At 63.5% G+C, this 18,099-nt stretch carries 23 protein-coding genes; 9 read left to right on the top strand and 14 right to left on the bottom strand.

What is annotated here, in order from left to right; all coding sequences use genetic code 11:
- Nucleotides 1-9: 9 nt before the first annotated feature.
- Nucleotides 10-1,530 carry a hypothetical protein gene (locus BBF93_RS16710; RefSeq protein WP_114106660.1) on the bottom strand — a complete coding sequence of 507 codons (1,521 nt, stop codon included), beginning with the start codon at nt 1,528-1,530 and terminating at the stop codon, nt 10-12.
- A 301-nt stretch (nt 1,531-1,831) separates the two neighbouring features.
- Between BBF93_RS16710 and dut the strand changes: the two genes are divergently transcribed.
- The 3 genes from dut to BBF93_RS16695 all read left to right on the top strand — a co-directional run bounded on the left by dut (nt 1,832) and on the right by BBF93_RS16695 (nt 2,912).
- Nucleotides 1,832-2,287, top strand: a complete 456-nt coding sequence (gene dut, locus BBF93_RS16705; RefSeq protein WP_114106659.1) for a dUTP diphosphatase — start codon at nt 1,832-1,834, stop codon at nt 2,285-2,287.
- Between the two features lie 107 nt (nt 2,288-2,394).
- Nucleotides 2,395-2,595, top strand: coding sequence for a hypothetical protein (locus tag BBF93_RS16700; RefSeq protein WP_035600453.1), 201 nt, complete (start codon nt 2,395-2,397; stop codon nt 2,593-2,595).
- Between the two features lie 86 nt (nt 2,596-2,681).
- Nucleotides 2,682-2,912, top strand: a complete 231-nt coding sequence (locus BBF93_RS16695) for a hypothetical protein (RefSeq protein WP_035600457.1) — start codon at nt 2,682-2,684, stop codon at nt 2,910-2,912.
- A gap of 12 nt (nt 2,913-2,924) precedes the next feature.
- On the opposite strand, the gene BBF93_RS16690 is transcribed toward BBF93_RS16695, so the two are convergent.
- The 5 genes from BBF93_RS16690 to BBF93_RS16670 all read right to left on the bottom strand — a co-directional run bounded on the left by BBF93_RS16690 (nt 2,925) and on the right by BBF93_RS16670 (nt 7,441).
- A complete protein-coding gene (locus tag BBF93_RS16690) occupies nt 2,925-4,262 on the bottom strand; it encodes an ATP-dependent RecD-like DNA helicase (RefSeq protein ID WP_114106658.1) in 1,338 nt (445 codons plus the stop codon).
- A gap of 4 nt (nt 4,263-4,266) precedes the next feature.
- The gene (locus tag BBF93_RS16685) at nt 4,267-4,686 is read right to left on the bottom strand and encodes a GNAT family N-acetyltransferase (RefSeq protein WP_035600463.1); all 420 of its coding nucleotides are present in this window, start codon (nt 4,684-4,686) and stop codon (nt 4,267-4,269) included.
- Between the two features lie 153 nt (nt 4,687-4,839).
- The gene (lpdA, locus tag BBF93_RS16680) at nt 4,840-6,243 is read right to left on the bottom strand and encodes a dihydrolipoyl dehydrogenase (RefSeq protein ID WP_114106657.1); all 1,404 of its coding nucleotides are present in this window, start codon (nt 6,241-6,243) and stop codon (nt 4,840-4,842) included.
- 93 nt (nt 6,244-6,336) lie between these two features.
- The gene (locus BBF93_RS16675) at nt 6,337-6,699 is read right to left on the bottom strand and encodes a hypothetical protein (RefSeq protein WP_035600469.1); all 363 of its coding nucleotides are present in this window, start codon (nt 6,697-6,699) and stop codon (nt 6,337-6,339) included.
- A gap of 85 nt (nt 6,700-6,784) precedes the next feature.
- A complete protein-coding gene (locus tag BBF93_RS16670; RefSeq protein ID WP_035600471.1) occupies nt 6,785-7,441 on the bottom strand; it encodes a hypothetical protein in 657 nt (218 codons plus the stop codon).
- Between the two features lie 139 nt (nt 7,442-7,580).
- Between BBF93_RS16670 and BBF93_RS16665 the strand changes: the two genes are divergently transcribed.
- Both BBF93_RS16665 and BBF93_RS16660 read left to right on the top strand, forming a co-directional pair.
- A complete protein-coding gene (locus tag BBF93_RS16665; RefSeq protein ID WP_114106656.1) occupies nt 7,581-8,354 on the top strand; it encodes an SDR family oxidoreductase in 774 nt (257 codons plus the stop codon).
- Nucleotides 8,355-8,512: 158 nt separating this feature from the next.
- A complete protein-coding gene (locus tag BBF93_RS16660; RefSeq protein ID WP_114106655.1) occupies nt 8,513-9,235 on the top strand; it encodes a hypothetical protein in 723 nt (240 codons plus the stop codon).
- On the opposite strand, the gene BBF93_RS16655 is transcribed toward BBF93_RS16660, so the two are convergent.
- Nucleotides 9,232-10,476 carry an MFS transporter gene (locus BBF93_RS16655; protein ID WP_233349184.1) on the bottom strand — a complete coding sequence of 415 codons (1,245 nt, stop codon included), beginning with the start codon at nt 10,474-10,476 and terminating at the stop codon, nt 9,232-9,234. The two genes, BBF93_RS16660 and BBF93_RS16655, sit on opposite strands and share 4 nt — an antisense overlap.
- Before the next feature lie 94 nt (nt 10,477-10,570).
- Nucleotides 10,571-11,815: an MFS transporter gene (locus BBF93_RS16650; protein ID WP_233349183.1), complete on the bottom strand. Its 1,245-nt coding sequence runs from the start codon at nt 11,813-11,815 to the stop codon at nt 10,571-10,573.
- 157 nt (nt 11,816-11,972) lie between these two features.
- On the opposite strand from BBF93_RS16650, the gene BBF93_RS16645 reads away from it, so the two are divergent.
- The 4 genes from BBF93_RS16645 to BBF93_RS16630 are packed head-to-tail and all read left to right on the top strand — an operon-like array spanning nt 11,973 to nt 13,715.
- A complete protein-coding gene (locus BBF93_RS16645; protein ID WP_035602827.1) occupies nt 11,973-12,266 on the top strand; it encodes a YggT family protein in 294 nt (97 codons plus the stop codon).
- Nucleotides 12,267-12,296: 30 nt separating this feature from the next.
- Nucleotides 12,297-12,602: a DUF167 family protein gene (locus BBF93_RS16640; RefSeq protein ID WP_035602828.1), complete on the top strand. Its 306-nt coding sequence runs from the start codon at nt 12,297-12,299 to the stop codon at nt 12,600-12,602.
- On the top strand, nt 12,583-13,470 hold the full coding sequence (gene folD / locus BBF93_RS16635; RefSeq protein WP_035602832.1) for a bifunctional methylenetetrahydrofolate dehydrogenase/methenyltetrahydrofolate cyclohydrolase FolD: 888 nt from the start codon (nt 12,583-12,585) through the stop codon (nt 13,468-13,470). The genes BBF93_RS16640 and folD overlap by 20 nt, the downstream gene beginning before the upstream one ends.
- Entirely contained in the window at nt 13,467-13,715 is a 249-nt protein-coding gene (locus tag BBF93_RS16630; protein ID WP_035602837.1) for an HNH endonuclease, read from the top strand. The genes folD and BBF93_RS16630 overlap by 4 nt, the downstream gene beginning before the upstream one ends.
- A gap of 78 nt (nt 13,716-13,793) precedes the next feature.
- Here BBF93_RS16630 and BBF93_RS16625 read toward each other — a convergent pair whose 3' ends face one another.
- The 6 genes from BBF93_RS16625 to sdhC all read right to left on the bottom strand — a co-directional run bounded on the left by BBF93_RS16625 (nt 13,794) and on the right by sdhC (nt 18,074).
- A complete protein-coding gene (locus BBF93_RS16625) occupies nt 13,794-14,114 on the bottom strand; it encodes a hypothetical protein (RefSeq protein WP_114106654.1) in 321 nt (106 codons plus the stop codon).
- Nucleotides 14,115-14,316: 202 nt separating this feature from the next.
- The gene (locus tag BBF93_RS16620; protein ID WP_035602707.1) at nt 14,317-15,099 is read right to left on the bottom strand and encodes a succinate dehydrogenase iron-sulfur subunit; all 783 of its coding nucleotides are present in this window, start codon (nt 15,097-15,099) and stop codon (nt 14,317-14,319) included.
- Nucleotides 15,100-15,129: 30 nt separating this feature from the next.
- Nucleotides 15,130-15,429 (bottom strand): hypothetical protein, encoded by a 300-nt coding sequence (locus tag BBF93_RS16615; protein WP_035602709.1) that lies wholly within the window; start codon nt 15,427-15,429, stop codon nt 15,130-15,132.
- Nucleotides 15,430-15,462: 33 nt separating this feature from the next.
- Nucleotides 15,463-17,250 carry a succinate dehydrogenase flavoprotein subunit gene (gene sdhA, locus BBF93_RS16610; RefSeq protein ID WP_035602727.1) on the bottom strand — a complete coding sequence of 596 codons (1,788 nt, stop codon included), beginning with the start codon at nt 17,248-17,250 and terminating at the stop codon, nt 15,463-15,465.
- Between the two features lie 25 nt (nt 17,251-17,275).
- Nucleotides 17,276-17,665 (bottom strand): succinate dehydrogenase, hydrophobic membrane anchor protein, encoded by a 390-nt coding sequence (sdhD, locus tag BBF93_RS16605; protein WP_051612848.1) that lies wholly within the window; start codon nt 17,663-17,665, stop codon nt 17,276-17,278.
- Nucleotides 17,666-17,675: 10 nt separating this feature from the next.
- The gene (gene sdhC / locus BBF93_RS16600) at nt 17,676-18,074 is read right to left on the bottom strand and encodes a succinate dehydrogenase, cytochrome b556 subunit (protein ID WP_035602712.1); all 399 of its coding nucleotides are present in this window, start codon (nt 18,072-18,074) and stop codon (nt 17,676-17,678) included.
- Nucleotides 18,075-18,099 lie beyond the last annotated feature (25 nt).

Here is an 18,099-nt window from a genome sequence, read left to right as displayed (position 1 = left end):
AGAGCTCTGCTAGTTTTCGGTTCTTAAAACAGATACAAGCTCTCCGTTTTGCTGGCGCGTTAGGACCAGCTCGCTTTTGAAGACGTCGGTATCGCGCGGTGTCATCTCATCAAAGTCAAATCCGACTTCAATATAGTGTGGCCCGGTAAAACCGACGGTGCTCTGGTTGGCTCGGTCGTAATCGCGTAGATAAACTAGCAGGTACGGTGCAGATTCCAACAAGACGATATAATCCGTGAGCGCATCGCCGTTCATGTCCATCGCCATGACGGATTTCGGACGACCCTTTTCCCAAGTTAGCGATTCTCCAAGATCGAAGGTCATATACCCAGTGGGAATCGTGAAGGGATGGAAGTTCGACCAGATGTTCGTCCACCGGTAAACTTCCAACATGTGCTGCCCGTCATGCGCACCGTCTGACAGCAAAACTGCGACTTCCAAGGCGCTGGTGTTATTTGCTGCAATGACGGTGTCCACAATTTCAAGGCTCCCCGTGCCCCGCTGGATTGGGGTGAAATCCCATTCGGTCAAGGGCCCGGTTGTGCCGTTAACAAATTCGGACGGAACAAAAGTCCGGATACGGTTGGAGTCTGTGTCTATTCCCACGAGAAAAGTCAGAAATGAATTGGGGGTAGGGGGATCGTTGCCTGACAATGAGGCAACTTCGCAGAATGTTCCGGTTGATGTCACGGTCACTGTCCGGTCAAAGCGCTTTCTTTCGTCGGGACTGCTTGCCCCTGAGCCCTGCGCGAACAACTGTATGCCGCCGGATCGGCGCCCTACAACCATCACTGTAGAGAGTGCTGGATCGGAAGGGGAGACCCGGAGCAAGCCAAAACCAAGACTGCACGGCCTCTGGACGTTTATGGTTGACAGTGTGCTGACGCTCGGGATTGATCCCGGGGTCTCATCACTCCGCTCGAAGAGCTGAATCACGTTGTCGTCTTCTGACGCAATGGCGTATTCAAAGACAGATGTTTCCCCGTATAGATCTCCGGATACTGAATTAAAATTACCATCAATGGAGCTGAATCTGGTCTCCGTAGTGTGGTCGGGGCCTATGCCGCTTTGGTTGATCTGGCGGAGTAAAAACTCGACCGTACCTGAAACAGTCTGCCGAAGCGCGATTAGGTCGCTTATCGGCACGTAGATATAAGACCGGCTTACAAACTGCACGGCAGATGGGCGCCCCTCAATGGTATCGAGGGTGCTGACATCAAATTCGGCGAGTGTGGGCTGCAGGTCAATATTCCGTGCACGCAATATCTGTGTGGCCGTTGTACTGTTGGTTCCATCTGAAACCGTCAGCCGAAACCCAATGTCAGCTGTTTGTGAGACCTCTGGAAGCTGGACTTCTGTATAGGTGCTTTTGGGCGTTGCGATAACGGCTGCAGGTCCGCTCAACTGGGTCCACTGGAAGGTGAGCGTATCTCCCTCGGGATCATTCGATGCGCCGGCATCCAGAACCAGAACCTGACGTTCATCTGCCTCTGTACCCGCAGGCGTGGCGATCTGAGCGCTGGGAGCCACGTTGGCAGGTGGAGGGGGCGGTGGGGGCGGTGGGGGTGGGGAAGGTGTGGATGGGCCAGGCCCCTCGGGCGCAGATGGACTGCCGCCGCCGCCACATGCCCCTGTAACTGCCAGCATCCCTACGCAAACCGCTGTTTGCGCCACCTTCCATGTGCTCATAATTCAAACCCTTGATATTTATTGTTTTTCTATTTCCCGAATTAACGGGCGTCAACTTGATCAATAGAGCAATTTTTGAGCCAAACGGGATTATAAAAGGCCTGGCTTGACTCTCCCCCAGAGTCTCCCCACGCCTCGGGCCATGACTGATGTGACCGTTCAAGTTTTGCCGCTGCCCCATTTTGCCGGGCTTGATCTTCCTGCTTACGAGACGGCGGGTTCTGCCGGTATGGATGTGCGCGCCGCCGTGCCGGACCGTGAGCCAATGGTGCTCGCCCCCAGCCAGCGCGCCATGGTGCCCACCGGTCTTTCGGTGGCGATCCCCGAGGGCTACGAAATCCAGGTCCGCCCGCGCTCTGGTCTCGCGGCCAAACATGGCCTCACCTGCCTCAACACGCCCGGCACGATCGACAGCGATTATCGCGGCGAGATCAAGGTGATCCTGATCAATCTCGGCGCCGAGCCCTTCACCATCCAGCGCGGCGAGCGCATTGCCCAGCTCGTGCTGGCCCCGGTCACGCGCCTTGCCTGGTCGCAGGTGGATCAGCTCAGCGAGACAGCGCGCGGGGCAGGCGGCTTCGGCTCTACCGGGCGCTGAAGCGCGGCAAAAAATCCTGATCAAAAAACTGGCCCGCCGCGATCAATTTTTCTTGAACGGCGGGTCATCCTCCCCACATATTGAATATCAATAAGGAGGGAGTGCTCATGGCTGCTGCGTTTTACTTCTTCATCGGCGCGCTGGTTTTCTGGCTGGCGTTTCGCTCCGGCTCCCGGCGCGCGGCGCAGACGCGTCCCGACCCGCGCGAGGCGGACATCGAACGGCTCAACGCCCGCGTCCGCACGCTGGAGCAGATCATCACCGACCGGGACTGGCGCCTGCGCCGGGACATTGATGGCCTGGGCTGATCTCCGGATTGATCCCGGCGCCGAGACTGGCCGGGGCGTCCGTCCCACGTTATACCTACACAATCTGCGCATAGAGGAGGCGCCCTATGGACCCGTTTAGCATGGTTGTTGCCATCGTCGCGATCAGCGTCGGCGCCGGTATTCTGAACACCTGGATCAAGGCCCGCGCCCATGCGCCGGCAGATATGGCAAGCCAGTCCGAGCTCGCTGCCATGCGCGCCGATGTCGACAAGCTGAAAGACCGGGTGCGCGTTCTGGAAAAGATCGTGACCGATCAGGAACGCCAGCTGTCTGAAGAAATCCGCCGCCTCGCCTGAGGCGGGCCGGGCTTACAGCAGCGCGCCTTCATCCTTGCGGAACTTTGCCAGGAGGTAAGCGGGCGTCTCGTCGATCTTGTCGAGTTCGCCGAAGGCAAAGGCGTCCCGGTCCAGCACCAGGTCACGCGGGCGTAGCGGCCGGGAGATTTCCAGCCCTTCCAGCGTGCGCGCGCGCGAGAAGGCCACATAGGCCTGTCCGTGGGCGAACATTCCGGAATCAAAGTCGATGAACACCTTGTCCAGGGTGAGGCCCTGCGCCTTGTGGATGGTCACGGCATAGGCGAGCCGCAGGGGCATCTGCTTGAACGTGCCAACAACTTCCCGCTTCACCTTCTTGGTGTCCATCTCGAAATCGTAGCGGTATTTCTCCCAGGCCACAGGGTCGATCTCATAGGCTCGCCCGTCGATCTCCACGATCACCGAGCGTGAGCCAAACCCTGCCACATAGGCGAGTGTGCCGTTCACCCAGCGCCCTTCGGGATCGTTGCGGATCATCATCACCCGCGCGCCCACACGCAGTTCGAGGTCAAGCTCCGTGGGATAGCTTTTCTCGTCAAACTGGCCCTGAACGGTCGCGGCAAACACCTTGCGTTCGCCCTTCAGGCTCGCCAGGCGGCTCTGATTGATGCGGAAGGCATTGGCATTGTTCGGGGTCAGAACAACATGCGTATCAGACGCTTCAGCGGCGCTGCGCCCGGAGACGAGCCGCTGCAGCACCGCCTCATCGGCAGGCGTCACGCGCCCCGTCCGCAGCGCGCCCAGCAGCGCCAGAAAGCGCGGTTCGGCCTGCCGGAACACATGTTTCAGCGCCAGCAGCGAAAACTCCGCCTCGCGAAAGGCGGGGGCGTTGAAGAAATACGAGCCGCCAAACCGGTCTGCCAGGATCGGTCCTTCATCGGCGGAAACAACCGGGGGCAGCTGGTGCAGGTCGCCTGACAGGATCATCCGTGCCCCGCCAAAGGGCCGTTTCGATCCGCGATTGAGCTTCAGGCTGCGGTCGATGGCGTCCAGCATGTCGGCCCGCACCATCGAGATTTCGTCGATCACCACCGTCTCCACCGCGCGCACCACGCGGGCGTTCGGCAGGCGCCGCACATCCTGCGGTTCCACAAGGCGGGGGGGCAGCTTGAAGAAGGAATGGATCGTTTGGCCGCCGGCATTCATCGCGGCGACGCCCGTGGGCGCCAATACGACGGCCTTGTCGCCGGCCTCAGCTAGGAATTTGCGCAGCAGGGTGGTCTTGCCGGTGCCCGCGCGACCGGTGAGGAACAGGTTGCCCTGCGCGCCTGCCCCCCGCGCGACCCATTCGGCAGGCGCGGCATAGACCGTATCCGGGGTGGCGGGTGTCATCCCCTCAGGGGCCGACAAGGCGCATCTGGCGCGCCCGTCCGGCCCCGCCGGTGCTCGCCACAACCTGCCAGCCAAGCGCCTCATAGGCGCGGCGGGCCGTCATATTTTCAGAATCCACGTCCAGGCTCAGCGCGCCGGTCGCCTCGATCCGTGCCACTTCCAGGAGGCCGCGGGCCACCCCGCAAAAGCGCCAGTCGCGGTCCACGAACAAATGGTCCACATAATCTGTCGGCACCTGCAGTGTCAGAAAGCCGATCACGCCGGCATTGGGCTCCTCGGCCACCCAGGCTGGCTGGGTTTCCAGCGCCCGGCGCAACGCCAGATGCTGCCCCCGGTGGCGCTCCCGCCAGGGCATATCCGTCAGGCAATCCGTGAAGATGTCACGGCATTCGGGGATGTCCGCTGTTTCCAGCGGCCTGATCATCCATCCGGCTCCGAAGTGAGTATACATGGCCGCCAAAGTAAGAGGCTGGACACGCTGCGTCCAGCGGCAAGCGCGGTAAAACACAGCTGCGCACATCTGCCATGCGCTGCCCCGGCGGCCGGGATGCGCCCCTGCCGCCGGGGCAGGGGCAGGTTACATCTGCATGGTCCAGCCTTCGACGCCCATTGCCGCTTGGCGGACAGCTTCCGACAGCGTCGGATGGGCATGGCTGGTGCGGGCAATGTCTTCAGAGGCCGCGCCGAATTCCATTGCCACACAGACTTCGGCAATCATCTCGCCCACGCCCACGCCGATCATGTGCGCGCCGAGGATGCGGTCCGTGCCTTTTTCGGCAAGAATCTTCACGAAACCAACGGTCTCATGGTTTGTCCGGGCACGGGAGTTTGCCATGAAGGGGAACTTGCCCTTCTTGTAGTCGATGCCGGCGGCTTTGAGTTCTTCCTCATTCTTGCCGACCCAGGCGATCTCGGGGCTGGTGTAAACCACGCTCGGCACCAGGTCATAGTTCACATGACCGGCCTTGCCCGCGATCAGTTCGGCCACGGCCGTGCCATCATCCTCGGCCTTGTGGGCCAGCATCGGACCGGGGATACAGTCGCCCACCGCCCACACGCCATCGGCCACCTTGAAGTGATCGGTCACTTCGATCACGCCGCGCTTGTCGGTCTTGCCGCCGACATTCTCAAGGCCGAGGCCTTCCGTGTACGGCTTGCGGCCGATGGCGACGATCACGATGTCCGCGTCCAGCGTTTCGCCTGCGCCGCCCTTGGCAGGCTCCACGGCGACTTTCAGCTTGGTCTTGGTCTTCTCGATGCCGGTCACCTTGGTGCCGAGCTTGAAGGCGAGCCCCTGTTTCTTGAAGGTGCGCTCGGCTTCCTTGGCGACTTCGGCGTCAGCGGGCGGCAGGATGCGGTCGAGATATTCCACCACGGTCACTTCCGAGCCAAGCCGCGCCCAGACCGAGCCCATCTCCAGGCCAATCACGCCCGCGCCGATCAGCACCAGCTTCTTCGGCACGGCCTTGAGGCTCAGCGCGCCAGTATTGGAAACAACGCGCTCTTCGTCGATCTCGATGCCGGGCAGGGTGGCGGGCTCGGAGCCGGTCGCGATGACGATGTTTTTCGTTTCGATAACCTGTTTCTTGCCATCGGCATCGGTCACCTCGACCTTGCCTTTGCTCAGGATCTTGCCCTTGCCCTTGACGTAATCGACCTTGTTTTTCTTGAACAGGAACTCGATGCCTTTGGTGAGGCCGTCCACAGCGTCGGATTTCTGCGCCATCATCTGCGTCAGGTCGAGTTCGACCTTGCCGGTCTTGATGCCGAGGCTGGCAAACTCGTTCTGCGCCGCACTGAAAAGGTGGGAGGCGTGCAGCAGCGCCTTGGAGGGAATGCAGCCGACATTCAGGCAGGTGCCGCCAAGCGTGCCGCGCATCTCGATGCAGGCGACCTTGAGGCCAAGCTGGCCGGCGCGGATGGCGCAATTGTAGCCGCCAGGTCCGCCACCGATAATGACGACGTCATAGGTCTCTGCCATGGAAAAATATTCCTTTGAGAAGGCTGGTCCGAATCTGGCGCCAACCTATGCATTCTCGTCCCGAAATCAATCTGCAAAGGCCGAAATCTGGACCTAGCTTCTGCGGATAAACAGGAGAATGCCCGTCAGTACGATCATTGCGGCGGCGCCAAGAACTTCATCCAGCCAGATGCTGGCATCTGCCCCGGCCAGCACAAAGGCGGCCGCAAGGGCGGTAAACAGCACGGTGCCGATCAGGGCGACCACTGCGCCGAAGCGCACATTTGCCGCCGCCAGCAGGCCGCCGAGGATGGCAACGCCCGCGGCCACGAAGCGCCAGCCATTGAGCAGGTCAATCGCCTGGGCCAGCGGGCTGCCGCGCGAGGTCATCATCAGCACGCCCTCCAGCCCCTGCCACAGCAGCCAGCCGGAAACAGCAGCAAGCCCCAAGCCCGCAATACGGCGAATTGTCAGCATGTCTTGCCTCCCCACGGGCATATCGTTGCCGCGAAGGGTAGGGCGAAGCGGGCGGGACTGCAACGGGCGTGCGATGCCGCGAGGCCTAGCCCTCGTCGTCCTCTGCGATGTCCAGCTGGCCCCGGCGCCGGGCGATGGCTTCGGCGCGGCGCTGTTTCTTGCGGCGGGCCTGGGCGATGAACATCGCGCGCTGGCGCTGCACGACGACATCGGCGATGAACACCGGGGGGCGTTTGCGCGGGGGCGCGGCCACCACCGGCGCGGCCTGGTAGACCGGGGCAGGCGCTGCTTCCAGCATCTCGCGCTCCTCGGCAAGTTCTTCCGGCGAACGGTAGCGCAGCTCCCAGACGGCAATCAGCAGCAGCAGGGCAGCTGCGGCCAGCCCCGCCATAGCGCCTTCGCCCGCGCTGGGGTTCAGCCACCATTCGGGGTCGAAATGCACCAGGAAGATCGTCGGGATCGAAGCGGCCATGCCCATGATGTACCACAGCACGGCGCCCGGCTTGCGCGCGGCAATCGTGGCGGCAGCGGCATAGTAGCAGACTGCGGCCAGGAGATACGCCCCGCCATGGGCAATGCCCAGCTTGCGCCAGTCGATGGCATTGAGGCCGCCGGCCACATCATCGGTCACGATCCAGCCCATCACCATCACGATGGAGGGCCAGCGTACCGCCGTCATCGCGCCGAACGCAAAGGCGATGGCGAGCGCGGTCAGCAGGAGGGAAATGAGGCGCCGTGGCATTGGGCCTGCTTATCATGGGTAAGGTAAGCCCCCGCTGAACGGATCGTTTGAAATTTCACCGATCTGGCAAAGGCCGGGCTTGGCGAGCGGGGAAGCGGGCTGCTAGGGCTGGAACCAGCAAAAATCAGGAGGAATTTCCATGGGCCGCGTTGCAGGAAAAATGGCACTCATCACCGGCGGGGCGCAGGGCCTCGGCGAAGCAACCGCGCGCATGTTCGCCCGCGAAGGCGCCAAGGTCACGGTGACCGACATCAACGGCGAGGGCGCGGCCCGGGTCGCCGCCTCGATCAACGAAGCCCATGGCGCGGGCACGGCCTTTGCCTTCCAGCATGACGTGACCAGCGAGGAACAGTGGAAAGACATCACCCAGAAAGCGCATGACGCGATGGGCGGCCTCAACATCCTCGTCAACAATGCCGGCATCGGCGGGCTCGGCTCGGTCGAGGACGAGACCTATGAGCGCTTCAAGAAGGTGCAGGCGGTGGATGTGGATTCCATTTTCCTGGGCTGCAAATACGCCATCCCCCTGATGCGCGCCCACGGGCTTGGCTCCATCGTCAACATCTCGTCCATCGCCGGCATCATCGCCAGCGCCAATTACGTGTCCTACAACACGGCCAAGGCGGCGGTGCGCCACATCTCCAAATCCATCGCGCTGCACCTGGCCAAGACCGGCGGCCAGATCCGCTGCAACTCCGTGCACCCCGTATTCATCAACACGCCGATCCTCGATGGCATCAAGGAGATGTTCGGCGAGGAGAAGGGGCTGGAAAAGCTCGCCCGGCAGGTGCCGCTCGGCAAGGTGGGGGAGCCCGACGACATCGCCTATGCCGTGCTCTATCTGGCTTCTGACGAGTCCAAGCTGGTTACCGGCGCGGAACTGAAAGTCGATGGCGGCATCAGCGCGATGTGATCGCTCCATCAGCCCGGACCGGCCTGCGAGGCTGATCCGGGCGCATTTCCCAAATATCCCGCCGCAAATCCTCTCGCCGTTATAGACAGCCTCGGGCAAATCACCCGAAGAGGAACCCTCACACCTGATTGCGCGTTGGTCGTGCCAGGAGGGGTTCCATGAAGAAATCTGGTCTCTGTCTCGCCGCTCTGTTTCTGGCCGCCTGCGCCAATCCGCCGGAGGAGCGCGCCCCGCTTGGCGCCGCCGCGATCGATGCGCCGGCAAACTGCGCCCCGCCCTCAAGCTTTGGCGGCTTCCTCTTCTGGATGGAGCCGCCCGCTGTGCCGCCCGGCGCCAGCCTGGTGCTGCAACCCTGGTTCACGCCGCAGCCCGGTGTGATGGAGCCTGTTCCCGGCGCCTGTCTTGAGGGCGTGGCCATCGCAGGCCCCGCAACGCTGGAGGCGGATGGGCGCACCGTGAAGATCAATGCCGATGCCGCCCCCGGCGCCGCCGTGCAGGTGGAAGGCAAGGTAGGGGATGCAAGTCTTTCGGGCCGCATCCTCGTCTATCTGGCAGAGGCCCAGCCGCTGGTGGGCAAGTGGGCGCAGGCCGAGGAAGCCTGCACGCAGGCAGGGGCAGAGCCCGTCCGGGAACTGATCTTCCATCCAGATGGCACCTTTGCCCTGACCTGGACCCCGTTTGAGGTCTACAAGGATTACTGGGGCACCTACACCTTTGAAGACGGCACGCTGACGCTCATTCCCGATGGCGGCAATCACATTCCGGCGGACGCCAGCTTCTCGGGCAAGGTGGAGCTGGATAGCGACGCGCTGAAGCTGTCTCCGGCGGTCTTTGGTTCTCCGGCGCGGGGCAGTGCCTGCGCGGCGCCGTTTGCGCGCTAGTCCTGCGCCAGCGGGCGGCGCGCCGTGACCAGCATGGCATAGACTGCCAGTGAGCCGACCAGAACAGCAGAGGCAATCAGCGGCAGGGCGTGGTTGAGCTGGTAAAGCCCCGCGCCGATCAGCGGCCCGAAGATGAACCCTGCCGGCGGTGCGGCGGACAGCAGCGCAGCGGCCGCCCCCTGTTCCTCCCGGCCCACCGACAGGCTGCCCAGCGCATTGGCCGACGGGATGGCGAGGGCCGAGCCTGCCCCGATCAACAGAAACGCCGCACACAGAACAGGGAAGGCGTGGAACACATCCGCCGCGATATAGCCCACCGCCACCATGGCCAGGCCGATCCAAAGCACCTTGCGCGGATCAGGCCTGCGCCGTGCGATATAGCCGAACTGAACCCCAATCGTGGCCACCGCCATGCAGGAGAACACGATCCCGGTATACAGCACCGCTGTCTGGCCCACGGCGGCCGGATCGTCCCCGGCGAGGGCGTACCGGTCTTCGATGAACCAGCCGAGCGTCTGCTGAACCATCCCGACACCGATGAAATAGGAGACGAGGAACATCAGGTGCGGGCGCACGCGCGCGTCAAACATCGACAGCGGTTTGGGCCGGGCGGCATTGCGGGGCCGCTTCACCGTGCGAGGGAGGGAGAAGCCCAGCAGGATGCCGATCAGGATACAGAACACGATCGTGCCCCAGAGCGGGGCGAGCGCGCCAAAGGGCGCCAGTGCCGCGGCGCCCGCGGGCCCGAGGATCGAGCCGATGCTCATGCCCGCGCCCAGCATACCGAGGCCCGCCGCGCGGTTCAGGGGCGTGGTCGCGTCCGTCATCGCCGCCATCGAGGCTGGCTGCAGGCCTGGCGTCAGCAGGCCAAACCAGAGGCGCACGAAGATCAGCGTCAGCATCAGGGATGTGCCGGTGATCACCCCGGCAAGGCCTGCCTCAAGCGTGAAGAGGAACGCCATGTTGGTGACGCCCATGGCGATCAGGGAGAACACCATCACCCGCTTGCGGCCCACCCGGTCTGCGATGCGGCCCCAGCGGGGGATCATCACCGCATAGAGCAGGGTAGAGAGGGTGAGGATGGCCGCCACCTCCACTTCGCCGAGGCCCGCCTTGCGCGTCAGCGGGGCGACCACCACGAAATTGATGCTCATGCCTGCGCCCATGGCAATGGTCGCCAGCATCAGCATGCCCCTCTGGAAGGCCGTCAGCGGATGCAGCGGCGTTTCGGTATCTGCCATGTTGTGGTTTTCCCCGCCTTCTTCTGGCACAGGCTATGTTGCCCCCCGCTGGTTGCCAAACCCTTTTCCGCCCCGCTTGTCCTCGCGGCAGGCTTCAGTCCGGCGAGAGGGGCTTTCGCGCCGTGACCAGCAGCGCATAGATCGCCAGCGCGCCCACCAGCCCTCCCGCCGCCAGCAGGGGCAGGGCATAGTGAAGGCCGTAGAGCCAGGCGCCGATCATCGGTCCGAAGATGAACCCGCCGGGCGGGGCAATGGCCAGCAGCGCGGCGGCGGCGCCCTGTTCCTCACGGCTGACCGACAGGCTGCCCAGCGCATTGGCAGACGGGATGGCCAGCGCCGCGCCTGCCCCTACGAGCAGGAAGCAGGCATACACTACATAGAACTCCCGGAAGGCATCTGCCCCGAAATAGCCGGCAGACACCATCGCCAGCCCCAGCGGCAACACCTTGCGCGGGTCGGGCCTCACCCGGTTGATATAGCCGAACTGCACGATCAGCGAGGCAACCGCGTAGCAGGCAAAGGTGATGCCGGTATACAGCACGGCGGCCTGCCCGGCGGCCTCGCCCATGGTTTCAGTCAGCCGGTAGCGGTCCTCGATGAACCAGGCGAGGGTCTGCTGCATGATGCCGATGGCCACGAAATAGGTCAGCAAGAAGATGAGGTGCGGGCGCATCCGCCGGTCGGTCAGTGACAGGGGCTTCGGGCGGGGCGCATTGCGGGGCCGCTTTATCGTTTTCGGCAGGGTGAAGCTGATCAGTATACCAATGATCACGCAGAACACGATTGTGCCCCAGAGCGGGGCCAGCGCCCCGAAAGGCGCAAGCACGGCAGCCCCGGCCGGGCCGACGATGGAGCCGATGGCCATCGCGGCGCCGATCATGCCCAGGCCCGCCGCGCGGTTGGCCGTGGTGGTGGCGTCCGTCATCGCGGCCATCGCGGCGGGCTGAAGGCCGGGCGCCAGCACGCCAAACCAGGCCCGCACGAATGTCAGCGTCAGGAAAAGCGTGGTGCCCGTGATCATCCCGGCCAGCCCTGCCTCCAGCGCGAAGAGGAAGGCCATATTGGTCAGCGCGGTGGCAAACAGGGAGAAGATCATCACCCGCTTGCGCCCGACGAGATCGGCAATCCGGCCCCAGAGCGGGATCGTCACCGCGAAGAGAACGGTGGAGAGGGTCATCACCGCCGCCACTTCCATTTCGGAGAGGCCCGCCTTGCGGGTCAGCGGGGTGACCACCACAAAATTGATGCTCATGCCCGCGCCCACGGCAATCGTGCCCAGCATCAGCATGGCCCTCTGGAAGGCGGTCAGCGGATGCAGCGGCGTTTCGGAAGCGGTCATCAGATATATCCGGTCAAAAGATATACCAAACTAGGTTGCGCCGCTGCGCTTGCCAAATCTTTCCTTGGGGCAGGCCGCGTCACCGCTGCGCTTGCTTCAAGGGGCGGGGCCCCCTAAGTCTCGGGCGAAGCACTGCATTCTCACGGAGACGGGTCCGATGGCCGCCATTCTCGACGTCATTCTGGTGATCCTCAACATCATCACCTGGATCATCATCATCCAGGCGATCCTGTCCTGGCTCATCACCTTCAACGTCATCAGCCTGAGCAACCCCACCGTCCGTTCCATCTGGTCGGGGCTGGAGCGGATGACCGAGCCGGTTTACCGCCCGATCCGCAACCTCCTGCCGCCGATGCAGGGGCTGGATCTGACGCCGCTGATCGTGCTGCTGATCATCTTCTTCCTGCGCCAGGTGATTGCCCGGTATGCGTATGGCCTCGTGCCGTTCTGATCTGTCCGGAACTGTCTGGATTTCTCCCAGATGCGTCACAGGCTGACCGTGCGTGTTCAGCCCAAGGCCTCGGCTGACCGGCTGGAGGGCTGGGCGGCGGACGAGGCCGGGCGGCCCTTCCTGAAGCTGCGCGTGCGTGCGCTCCCGGCGGAAGGCGCGGCGAATGCGGCGGTCGAAGCGCTTGTGGCAAAAGCGCTCGGCCTGCCGAAGTCTGCCGTCAAAGTGGTGACGGGCGGAAAAAACCGCCTTAAAGGCCTCGACATCGAAGGGCCAGAAGCGCTCGCGGCCCGGATCAGCGAACTGGCAGGTGGCAGCGATGGCAGCAGTAAAGATTGACGGCACCGCCGTGGCGGCAGATGTGCGGTCTGCAGTGGCCGCAGCGGTTTCCACGCTTCCGGGGCAGCCCTGCCTGGCGGTTGTGCTGGTCGGCGAAGATCCTGCCAGCGAAGTCTATGTCCGCAACAAGGTGAAGATGACGCAGGCCGCTGGCATGGTCTCGATCCATCACCGTTTGCCGGCCGATGCGACGCAGGGCGAAGTGGAAAGCCTGATCGAACGCCTGAACGCGGACCCGGACGTGGATGGCATCCTGCTGCAACTGCCGCTACCCAAGGGTTTGGACGCCGACGCGGCCATCGAAAAGATCGATCCGGACAAGGATGTGGATGGGCTGACCGAAGTGTCTGCCGGGCGGCTCAGCCTGGGCAAGCCGGGCCTGCGGCCGTGCACGCCGGTTGGCTCTGTCATCCTGGCCAAGCGCGCGCTGGGCGAGGACCTTTCGGGCAAGCATGTGGTTGTGATCGGCCGCTCGATCCTGGTGGGCAAGCCGGCCGCGCTGCTGTTCCTGGCGGAGAATTGCACCGTGACCATCGCCCACAGCCGCACGGCAAACCTTGCCGAAGTGTGCCGGGGCGCGGACATTCTGGTGCCTGCGGTGGGCCGGCCCGAGATGGTGCGCGGCGATTGGGTGAAGCCGGGCGCGGCGGTCATCGATGTGGGCATCAACCGCGTGCCCGCGCCGGAAAAGGGCGAGGGCAAGACCAAGCTGGTGGGCGACGCGCATTATGAAAGCTGCGCAGAGGTGGCCGGGTTCATCACGCCGGTGCCGGGCGGGGTGGGGCCGATGACGATTGCCTGCCTGCTGCGCAACACCGTGCTGGCCGCCTGCGCGCGGCGCGGCTGGGCCGTGCCTGCCGGGCTGTGAGCCAGCCTTTCGCCCCGCCGGAGACGGCGCTGTTCAACACGCTATGGGAAAGCCAGGGCGGGCAGTGTGCCCTCTGTGGCCGGCCGATGCCGCGCCACCGGTTTGAGGTGGCCCATGCCACGCTCTGGAAGAAACAGCGGCCGAGCTTTGATCACATCCTGGCGAAGGCGCGGGGCGGATCGGACCGGCCGGAGAATTTGCAGCTGGCGCATGCCGCATGTAACTGGCGCAAGGGGCGGGGATAGGTTCCAGGCAGCACGAAGGGCCGGACGCAGCGGGGGCTGGCCGGGGGATTTGGGCTGAGTTCGAAGTTGCGGGAATAGCTAGGACGTGTCGGGACGTGCGGAGAAGGTGCAGGCCCCCTTCGTCAGGGCGCTTTGCGCCCTGCCACTTCCCCCGCTGGCGCAGGGAAAGAAAAGGCGGTGCGTTTCCGCGCTCAATTCAAGAGGGACAGAGGTTTCCCACGAAGGATCGCTCCACGGCTTTCGTGTGGGCTCAACTGATCTGTAGGCGGAGGGGTTTGGCGCGGCGTCGCCGAGATATTCGATGTGCACGCCGCCCCACCACATCACGCGCAGCATGGCGCGGCTGCGCCCGGCGGCGCGCACTTCTTCCACAGCGCGCGCGAGCTGCCAGATCAGCACCGGCTAGAAGAAGGGATGCACGAACGCGAAATATCGCGCGAGCGCAGGTTCCTTTCTGAGGTGGGTAAGACTGAACATCCGCCAAGGATACGCCCGGCACGGGAGGGGGTGGACAAGGAATCTCGCAAAAAATGACAAGCCCCTGAAACCATTGGGTTCAGGGGCCTGCGGAGCTTGGATTTTTGAGGGATAAGCGACCGCTTTAAGCGACGCGCTCAACCATCATGTGCTTGATCTTGGCGATGGCCTGGGCGGGGTTGAGGCCCTTCGGGCAGACCTGCGCGCAGTTCATGATCGTGTGGCAGCGATAAAGCTTGAAGGGATCTTCCAGCGCATCGAGACGCTCGCCGGTGGCTTCGTCGCGGCTGTCGATCAGCCAGCGATAGGCCTGCAGCAGGGCTGCGGGACCAAGATACTTGTCGCCATTCCACCAGTAGGACGGGCAGGAGGTGGAGCAGGAAGCGCACAGGATGCACTCATAGAGGCCGTCAAGCTTGGCGCGGTCTTCGGCCGACTGGCGCCATTCCTTCTCCGGGGTGGGCGTTGCCGTCTGCAGGAAGGGCTGCACATAGGCGTGCTGGGCGTAGAAATTCGTCAGATCCGGGATCAGATCTTTCACCACCGGCTGGCTGGGCAGCGGGGCGATGACGACTTCACCGGAGGGCAGTTCTTCAAAGCCCTTTGTGCAGGCAATCGTGTTGCGCCCGGCAATGTTCATCGCGCAGGAGCCGCACACGCCTTCGCGGCAGGAGCGGCGGAAGGCGAGGGTCGGGTCGATGTTGTTCTTGATGTAGATCAGCACGTCGAGGATCATCGTGCCGGCGCGGTCCATATCCACCCAATAGGTATCCCAGCGCGGATTGCCGCCTTCCTCGGGGCTGTAGCGATAGATCCGGAAAGACCGCAGATTGGTCGCGCCCTGGGGCTTCGGCCAGGTCTTGCCTTTCTTGACCTTGGAATTCTGGGGAAGGGTCAGCTGTACCATGTCTTCAATTCCCTGGCTGTGCGTGCCGTCTTAGTCTGTTGCCCTGCGGCGCGCTGTGATCACCGCGCCATCCGTAATGCTAAATCCGAAACCGTATCCGCCCTGACTCATGACACCCTTTTCCGAATGGCCGCTGACGGACGGCAGTATGGAAATGATGTCGTAGCCTTCTTCGTGCAGTGAGTTGCAGGCGGTCTCGATCAGGGCGGAGAGTTCTGCGAGATCCGCCTGATGCGGATCGTCGACCAGTTTCTTGCCCCTGCCGAGGAGTTTCTTCTCTTCCTTCTTCTGCTTTCCGGCGCGAACCCAGACAGTCTTGTACTGGCTCATCTGCGTACCGCGCCGGATTGCTGTTTCAGTTTATCAGTATACCCGCGCTTTCGGCTTGATGTACTCGATCTCGTTGGAGAGCGTGTAATCATGCACCGGGCGGTAATCGAGCGTGACCTTGCCGGCCTCGTCGCACCAGGCGAGGGTGTGTTTCATCCATTTCTCGTCATCGCGATTTGAGTAGTCTTCGCGGGCGTGGGCACCGCGGCTTTCCTCGCGATTGGCTGCCGAGTTCACCGTGACGGCGGCCTGGCAGATCAGGTTTTCGAATTCGAGCGCTTCGACGAGATCGGTGTTCCAGATCATGCCGCGATCCTTCACATCGATGCCCGGCAGTTTCTTGTAAACGTCCTCGATGGCGTCGACGCCTTCCTTCAGCACCGAGCCGGTGCGGAACACGGCGCAGTTGGACTGCATCGCGCGCTGCATTTCGAGGCGGAGCTTGGCGACCGGCTGGTCACCGGCGGCGTTGCGCATCTTGTCGAGGCGGGCGAGGTGGGCGTCGGTGGCCGATTTGGGCAGTTCCGGCTGGCGGGCGCCGGCCTCGGTGGTGGCGCCGCAGCGCAGGCCGGCAGCGCGGCCGAAGACCACAAGGTCGATCAGTGAGTTGGAGCCGAGACGGTTTGCGCCGTGTACGGACACGCAGGCCGCCTCGCCCACAGCCATCAGGCCCGGAACGACGGCATCAGGATCGCCGCCCTTCTTGGTGAGGACTTCGCCGTGGAAGTTGGTGGGGATGCCGCCCATATTATAGTGGACGGTCGGCAGAACCGGGATCGGCTCTTTCGTGACGTCCACACCGGCGAAGATCTTAGCGGTTTCCGAAATGCCGGGCAGACGCTCGTGCAGGGTTTCGGGCGAGAGGTGGTTCAGGTGGAGATAGATATGATCCTTCTCCGGACCAACGCCGCGCCCTTCGCGGATTTCCATCGTCATGGCGCGGGAGACCACATCGCGGGAGGCAAGGTCTTTCGCGGACGGCGCATAGCGCTCCATGAAACGTTCGCCTTCGGAGTTGGTGACATAGCCGCCTTCGCCGCGTGCACCTTCCGTGATCAGACAGCCTGAGCCGTAGATGCCGGTGGGGTGGAACTGGACGAATTCCATATCCTGCAGCGGCAGGCCTGCGCGCAGGACCATGGCATTGCCATCGCCGGTGCAGGTGTGGGCCGAGGTGCAGGAGAAGTAGGCGCGGCCATAGCCGCCGGTGGCCAGGATGGTTTTCTGGGCGCGGAAGCGGTGGAGCGTGCCATCATCCAGTTTCCAGGCGGTGACACCGCGGCAGACGCCGTCTTCGTCCATGATGAGGTCAAGCGCGAAATACTCGATGAAGAATTCGGTCTCTTCCCGCACGCACTGGCCATAGAGGGTGTGCAGCATAGCGTGGCCGGTCCGGTCAGCCGCTGCGCAGGTGCGCTGGACAGGGCCTTCGCCGAAATTGCGGGTCATGCCGCCAAAGGCGCGCTGGTAGATCTTGCCTTCCTCGGTGCGCGAGAAGGGCATGCCCCAATGCTCAAGCTCGTAAACGGCGGCCGGGGCGTTGCGGACGAGGTATTCGATCGCGTCCTGGTCACCGAGCCAGTCGGACCCCTTGACGGTGTCGTACATGTGCCACTGCCAGCTGTCCTCGGACATGTTGCCGAGCGAGGCAGCGATGCCGCCCTGAGCGGCAACCGTGTGGGAGCGGGTGGGGAAGACCTTGGTGATACAGGCGGTGCGCAGACCGGCCTGCGCCGCGCCAAGCGCAGCGCGGAGACCGGAGCCGCCGGCGCCGACCACGACCACGTCATAGGTATGATCAATCCAGTTATAGCTGCTCATTTTATCTGTCTCTTCTTCGCGTGTCTCAACCAGCAATCCAGATCTGAACCACCGCCATGGCCACGGCGACGAACATCGCGATCGCGGCAAAGGTGTTCAGGATAAGGAGAGTAGTGCGCATGCCGGTTTTGGCGATGTAGTCTTCGATGATCACCTGCATGCCGAGGCGCATGTGGTAGGACACGGCGCCGGCGGTGAGGATGAGGAGGGTGGCGTGCAGGGGCTGGGCGACCCAGGCCCGGGCGCCGTCATAGCCGGCGCTGGAGATGCTGATGATGGCATAGAGCGCAAGCGGCACCAGGATCAGCAGGGCGAGCGCGGCAACGCGCAGGCGGATATGGTGCGCCGTGCCGGATTTGGCGGAACCGAGACCGCGGGCGGCCTTGGTGGGGGTCAGGAACTGGCCTTGTGACATGGGGGCCTCCTCAGAACGCGCCGGCGGCAAACATCAGCGCAACAGCGCCGAGGATGGCCAGGAAGTAGATGATGGTGGACACGGTGCTGGCGACCTTCGGCGAGAAGCCGATGCCGGGACCATCCCAGACCAGATGGCGGATGCCGTTGAAGAGGTGGAACATCACGGCGACCGCCCAGAGGAAAAGGATGATCTTGCCGGGGATGGAGGTGATGATCCCCTGCATCGCAGCGAAGGCATCCGGGCTGATGGCGAGCGCCACAAGCCAGGCGGCGATCAGGAAGGTGCCGAAATACAGGGCTGCCCCCGTGATCCGGTGGGTGATCGAAGCAAGCATCGTGACGTGGTAGCGCCAGATCTGCAGGTGCGGGGACAGGGGGCGCGTGGCGGCGCGCTGCGGTCCGGACATGGGGTGTTCCTCGCGTGCAATGGGA

Origin of the sequence: Hyphomonas sp. CACIAM 19H1 (assembly GCF_003325995.1) — a bacterium.
In the GTDB taxonomy this organism is placed as follows: domain Bacteria; phylum Pseudomonadota; class Alphaproteobacteria; order Caulobacterales; family Hyphomonadaceae; genus Hyphomonas; species Hyphomonas polymorpha.
Note: the sequence above shows the minus strand (reverse complement) of the source record. Positions and strands in the feature narration are given on the sequence as shown.

What these genes read in the sequence shown, in the direction of transcription:
- dut (WP_114106659.1), top strand. Translation starts at nt 1,832, where the DNA reads ATGACTGATGTGACCGTTCAAGTTTTGCCGCTGCCCCATTTTGCCGGG.
- BBF93_RS16700 (WP_035600453.1), top strand. Translation starts at nt 2,395, where the DNA reads ATGGCTGCTGCGTTTTACTTCTTCATCGGCGCGCTGGTTTTCTGGCTG.
- BBF93_RS16695 (WP_035600457.1), top strand. Translation starts at nt 2,682, where the DNA reads ATGGACCCGTTTAGCATGGTTGTTGCCATCGTCGCGATCAGCGTCGGC.
- BBF93_RS16690 (WP_114106658.1), bottom strand. Translation starts at nt 4,262, where the DNA reads ATGACACCCGCCACCCCGGATACGGTCTATGCCGCGCCTGCCGAATGG.
- BBF93_RS16685 (WP_035600463.1), bottom strand. Translation starts at nt 4,686, where the DNA reads ATGATCAGGCCGCTGGAAACAGCGGACATCCCCGAATGCCGTGACATC.
- lpdA (WP_114106657.1), bottom strand. Translation starts at nt 6,243, where the DNA reads ATGGCAGAGACCTATGACGTCGTCATTATCGGTGGCGGACCTGGCGGC.
- BBF93_RS16675 (WP_035600469.1), bottom strand. Translation starts at nt 6,699, where the DNA reads ATGCTGACAATTCGCCGTATTGCGGGCTTGGGGCTTGCTGCTGTTTCC.
- BBF93_RS16670 (WP_035600471.1), bottom strand. Translation starts at nt 7,441, where the DNA reads ATGCCACGGCGCCTCATTTCCCTCCTGCTGACCGCGCTCGCCATCGCC.
- BBF93_RS16665 (WP_114106656.1), top strand. Translation starts at nt 7,581, where the DNA reads ATGGGCCGCGTTGCAGGAAAAATGGCACTCATCACCGGCGGGGCGCAG.
- BBF93_RS16660 (WP_114106655.1), top strand. Translation starts at nt 8,513, where the DNA reads ATGAAGAAATCTGGTCTCTGTCTCGCCGCTCTGTTTCTGGCCGCCTGC.
- BBF93_RS16655 (WP_233349184.1), bottom strand. Translation starts at nt 10,476, where the DNA reads ATGGCAGATACCGAAACGCCGCTGCATCCGCTGACGGCCTTCCAGAGG.
- BBF93_RS16650 (WP_233349183.1), bottom strand. Translation starts at nt 11,815, where the DNA reads ATGACCGCTTCCGAAACGCCGCTGCATCCGCTGACCGCCTTCCAGAGG.
- BBF93_RS16645 (WP_035602827.1), top strand. Translation starts at nt 11,973, where the DNA reads ATGGCCGCCATTCTCGACGTCATTCTGGTGATCCTCAACATCATCACC.
- BBF93_RS16640 (WP_035602828.1), top strand. Translation starts at nt 12,297, where the DNA reads ATGCGTCACAGGCTGACCGTGCGTGTTCAGCCCAAGGCCTCGGCTGAC.
- folD (WP_035602832.1), top strand. Translation starts at nt 12,583, where the DNA reads ATGGCAGCAGTAAAGATTGACGGCACCGCCGTGGCGGCAGATGTGCGG.
- BBF93_RS16620 (WP_035602707.1), bottom strand. Translation starts at nt 15,099, where the DNA reads ATGGTACAGCTGACCCTTCCCCAGAATTCCAAGGTCAAGAAAGGCAAG.
- BBF93_RS16615 (WP_035602709.1), bottom strand. Translation starts at nt 15,429, where the DNA reads ATGAGCCAGTACAAGACTGTCTGGGTTCGCGCCGGAAAGCAGAAGAAG.
- sdhA (WP_035602727.1), bottom strand. Translation starts at nt 17,250, where the DNA reads ATGAGCAGCTATAACTGGATTGATCATACCTATGACGTGGTCGTGGTC.
- sdhD (WP_051612848.1), bottom strand. Translation starts at nt 17,665, where the DNA reads ATGTCACAAGGCCAGTTCCTGACCCCCACCAAGGCCGCCCGCGGTCTC.
- sdhC (WP_035602712.1), bottom strand. Translation starts at nt 18,074, where the DNA reads ATGTCCGGACCGCAGCGCGCCGCCACGCGCCCCCTGTCCCCGCACCTG.